Source organism: Novosphingobium naphthalenivorans NBRC 102051, from assembly GCF_001590985.1.
Taxonomy (GTDB): Bacteria; Pseudomonadota; Alphaproteobacteria; order Sphingomonadales; family Sphingomonadaceae; genus Novosphingobium; species Novosphingobium naphthalenivorans.
The window spans coordinates 1-512 of sequence record NZ_BCTX01000234.1 but is presented as its reverse complement, the minus strand read 5'-3'; the positions used below and the strand labels follow the sequence as shown (position 1 = coordinate 512).

At 62.3% G+C, this 512-nt stretch carries 1 protein-coding gene; it reads left to right on the top strand.

Annotation, left to right across the window (positions count from 1 at the left end):
- Positions 1-512, top strand: a 512-nt coding sequence (istB, locus tag NN5_RS24890) for an IS21-like element helper ATPase IstB (protein ID WP_067739418.1), incomplete at both ends; no start/stop codon positions are given.

Genomic DNA, 512 nt, shown 5'->3' with positions numbered 1-512 from the left:
CATCCAGCGAGGTGAACGAAGCTATGGTCCGCCAGCTCCATCGCGGCGAGTTCATCAATGGGGCTCACAATGTTGTGCTGATCGGCGGACCCGGCACGGGCAAGACCCATGTCGCCACTGCCCTCGGCGTGCAGGCCGTCGAGCATCACCGCAAGAAGGTTCGCTTCTTCGCCACGGTCGATCTCGTCAATGCGCTGGAACAGGAAAAGGCCATGAACAAGGCCGGGCAACTTGCCGACCGGCTGCTCCGCCTCGATCTGCTCATCCTCGACGAGCTCGGCTACCTGCCGTTCAGCCCGTCAGGCGGCGCGCTGCTGTTCCACCTGCTCAGCAAACTCTACGAGCGTACCAGCGTCATCATCACCACCAACCTCAGCTTCAGCGAATGGGCCGGGGTGTTCGGCGATGCCAAGATGACCACGGCGCTGCTCGATCGGCTCACCCATCACTGCCACATCCTCGAAACCGGAAACGACAGCTTCCGCTTCCGCGCCAGCTCGGCAGCACCAAAA